Here is a 3644-nt window from a genome sequence, read left to right as displayed (position 1 = left end):
GGCCGACCATGGTCAGCGGCCACTTCTCGTTGAACACGATGTGGGCGGCCTCCGGGTCGACGCTGATGTTGAACTCCGCCACGGCGGTCTTGTTGCCCTCGTGGTACCCGCCGCCCATGAGCACGACCCCCGCGACGCGGTCGACGATGGCGGGTTCCTTGCGCGCGGCCATGGCGATGTTGGTCAGCGGGCCGGTCGGCACCAGCGTCACCTTCCCGGCCGGCTCGGACATGACTGTGTCGATGATGAAGTCGACCGCATGGGCGTCGTCAAGCGGAACCGTCGGCACCGGCACGGCGTAACCATGGACGTCCATGCCGGAATCGCCGTGGACCTCCGCGGCCACGACTCCCTCACGCACCAGCGGGCGCGTGCAGCCGGCGTGGACGGGCACGCCGTCGATGCCGGCGATGGTCAGCACCGTGCGGGCATTGCGGGTGACCTTCTCCAGAGTCTGGTTGCCGCCGATGGTGGTGACGCCCACCAGCTCGATCGCCGGGTTGCCCGCGGCCAGGAGAATCGCGACGGCGTCGTCGTGGCCGGGATCGCAGTCGAGGATCATCTTGCGGTGCTCGTTCGTGGCGGGCATGGGGGCTCCTTTGCGCCGGTGGTCGGGTCGGGCCGTTGCCTCAAGCATCACCAGGGCCGCCCGGCGCGTCAACGACTTCCGGTCGCCGCACGGCATTCCGGGCGCCCGGGCCCCGCCGCGCCTGCCCGAATCGCGTTCACCCATCGGCGACAATGGCGGCATGCGCGAGTTCTTCGGCAATCTCCGGCACTTCCTGTCCGCGCGACTGTGGGCGTGGCCGATGCTGACGGCGCTGTTGGGCATCGTCGCATCGACCGTGCTGCACGACGTCAACATCTCCGACGAAGTCATGTGGGCCCGCTTCCTGTGGCCGGGCGACGCGTCGGCGGCCTCCGACATGCTCAGCTTCGTGTCGTCGACGACGCTGACGGTGCTGACCACCACGATCTCCATGACGCTCATCGTCCTGCAGGTCGCGTCCGGCAACTTCTCGCACCAGCTGCTGCGCGACTACATCCAGTCGCGGGCGGTGCGGGGAATCGTCAGCGTGTACGTGGGCGTGGTGGCGTATTCGATCACGCTGCAGCGCTCCATGGACGCGGAGGCCGAGTACGTGCCGCAGCTGGCCATGACGGTGGCCATGATCCTCATCGCCATCTCGCTGGCCACGTTCATCTGGTACGTCTCGCGCGTGGTGGACATGGTGCGCGTCGACGCGATCATCGACGGCACCGTGCGCCAGACGGTGGCCAACATCGACGAGCGCATCGAGATCGCCGACTGCCTCGAGTACGAGCCCCGTCCCCTCGTGCCGGCCAATGCGCGCACGCTCGTCGGCGACGACCACGGGTACGTCCTGTCCGTCGACGTCGGCGCGGCGCAGCGGTGGGCGAAGCGTCACGACGCCGTCGTCGTCATCGACGCCCGCCCGGGCGACCTGATCATCCAGGGCCAGGCGTGGGGCCGATGGTGGCCGGCGGATGGTTTCGGCACGCTCGGCGACGGCTCCCGGGAGGGAGATTCGCTTGACGACGAGCACGGCCCCGGCTCGTCCGGCCTCCGCGCGCGATTCACGCGGCTCGTCCGAGGCGAACAGGACTTCGGCGACGAAACCGGCCCGCCGAGGTTGCTGAGGCTCGACGCCGAGCGCGTGTCGGGAGTCGACTTCTCCCTGGGCATCCGTCAGGTGCTGGACATCGGGGTGCGGGCGCTGAGCTCGGGCGTCAACGACAACACCACCGCCATCCACGCGATCGGCCAGCTTACGACGATTCTGCGGCACCTCGCCCTCAACCCGGTCAATGCGGCGGTGCGGTACCGCGACAACCAGGTGATGGTGTGGGCTGCCAACCACGAGTTCGAGGAAGTGCTGGTGGACGTCACCACCGAGATCCGCCGCTACGGGTGCGACGACGTCGGCGTGGTCATGCAGACGTTGCGGATGCTCGACATCATCGAGGACGTCGTCGTCGAGCCCGCCGATCGGCGCATCACCGCCCGCGGCGCCACCGGCAAGTCGGAGCTGGGCCATGCCGCGCGGGTGTCGTTGCGCAGGTTCATCCCCGAGGAGCGCCGGCGCATCGTCAACGCCGCCCGCCGCCTGATCCCCGACGCCCACGACATGGCGCGCATCGAAGAAGCCGCCTTCGACCGCGACGCCGCCCACGATCCCCCGCCCGAACCGGGGGTGTGAGGGGGCGCTTCTCTGCCCCGGACGGGACTACGGGCGCCAGGCGGAGTTGGCGATCGCCACGCGGTCGCCGTCATCGGTGAAGCAGCTGACCACGAACTGCGGTTCAGCGCCGCCCAGTTCCCTGGGGTTGGTGCACGTCCAATTGCCGTAGAACCGCCAATTCTCCATCCCATGCTGGCCATCGCTCGACGTCTCGATGTACCGCTCGACTATCGGCATGACCTCGTCGCAATCGATGGTTCCTTCTCGGACCAGCACGTCTCCGCTCAGGTTCGGGCGGCTGGAGCTTTGCACGGTGCCACACGCACCCGAGGTGCGAACTCCCGCACCCTCGCTCCCCGAGCCATCGGCGCGGGAATCGGAGCCGCCTCCCATTCCGTCGACGACCGGGATTTCGGGAGCCTCTCCATTCTTGACCTCGACGGTCGTTCCGCTGGCTTCACAAGTGATGTCGGAACCACCGTGCGCAGTACAGGTGACGCCCCGAAGCGTCACCCGCTCATTGGCACCCAGGGTCTGGTAGTCAAACGGAGTGACACCCGCAATGTCCGGGCGCAACGTCGCCTCTCCATCGGTGCCCAAATGGAACTTCGTCGCAGGATTGCCGTGGGTGGGATCCTTCGGCGGGTTCTTCAGCTGCACGTTGCAACCGACGCCCGGCGAGGAATTGCCGGCCTCCATGACCCAGCAGATTGACTTGCCATCCTCTAACACCCACGCATTCTTGCCGGTGTCGTTGACGGCGAACTTGTCCGGGTCAACGTCGGTCACGGATGCCGCTGACGAAGTCGTGGCACTCGAAGCGTCTCCGCTGCCATCGGGGCCGACCTCGATCTCCCGGTCCGCGCCGGTGATGGAGAACCACGCCTCGTCCTCGCGGCACTTCAACGTCGAGTCGTCGACCATGCCGCACGTGACGGAGCCGAAGGACACCTTCTGCCCCGCGACCAGTTCTTCCTCGGGCGGCACTCCGCCGGTGAAGTCGTAGTTGACGAATTCGGTGGCGTCACCGGTGAGCTCGATGCCGTTCGGGCGCCCGGGCAACGACTTCGCGGCATCGGGGGCCGAGTCATCCGGTTCGCCGAGGCACGAGACCGTGCCGTCGCTGGCCAAGCACACTCCGACGGCGTCGCCGCCCGTGCGGAAGTCGAAGGCGTAGCCGTCCATGAACGGCTCCATGTCGAACGTCTCCGCGTCCACCTCGGTCAAGCCCGCGAACTCGTCGACCTGCTCCGTCTTCTCCGCCGCGCCCGAAGCGGCGGCATCGTCGTCGTCATCGCACGCCACGAGCGCCATGGCCAGCCCCAGCGCGACCGGCACGGCGAGCGCCCGCCGACCGCCACGAGCGACGCCCCTAAGGTTTTCCAAGGAAACGTTCATGGTTCATTGATATACCACGCGCAAAACAAACGGGCCGGTCCG

Annotated in this window: 3 protein-coding genes; 1 reads left to right on the top strand and 2 read right to left on the bottom strand. The window is 67.8% G+C overall.

The window, feature by feature from the left end; all coding sequences use genetic code 11:
* Positions 1 to 589: nucleoside hydrolase (locus GX015_RS09510; RefSeq protein ID WP_291344664.1), on the bottom strand; the 589-nt coding region annotated here is incomplete at its 3' end.
* Positions 590 to 749: 160 nt separating this feature from the next.
* Between GX015_RS09510 and GX015_RS09505 the strand changes: the two genes are divergently transcribed.
* Positions 750 to 2222 (top strand): DUF2254 family protein, encoded by a 1473-nt coding sequence (locus tag GX015_RS09505; protein WP_291344663.1) that lies wholly within the window; start codon positions 750 to 752, stop codon positions 2220 to 2222.
* Between the two features lie 27 nt (positions 2223 to 2249).
* On the opposite strand, the gene GX015_RS09500 is transcribed toward GX015_RS09505, so the two are convergent.
* Positions 2250 to 3602: a hypothetical protein gene (locus GX015_RS09500; protein WP_291344662.1), complete on the bottom strand. Its 1353-nt coding sequence runs from the start codon at positions 3600 to 3602 to the stop codon at positions 2250 to 2252.
* Positions 3603 to 3644 lie beyond the last annotated feature (42 nt).

Source organism: Corynebacterium sp. (genome assembly GCF_012837295.1).
Lineage (GTDB): Bacteria > Actinomycetota > Actinomycetes > Mycobacteriales > Mycobacteriaceae > Corynebacterium.
The sequence above is the reverse complement of the archived record's forward strand: the minus strand, read 5'-3'. Positions and strand labels throughout refer to the sequence as shown.

Coding starts and splice junctions, on each gene's coding strand:
- GX015_RS09500 (WP_291344662.1), bottom strand. CDS start 3,602: ATGAACGTTTCCTTGGAAAACCTTAGGGGCGTCGCTCGTGGCGGTCGG.
- GX015_RS09505 (WP_291344663.1), top strand. CDS start 750: ATGCGCGAGTTCTTCGGCAATCTCCGGCACTTCCTGTCCGCGCGACTG.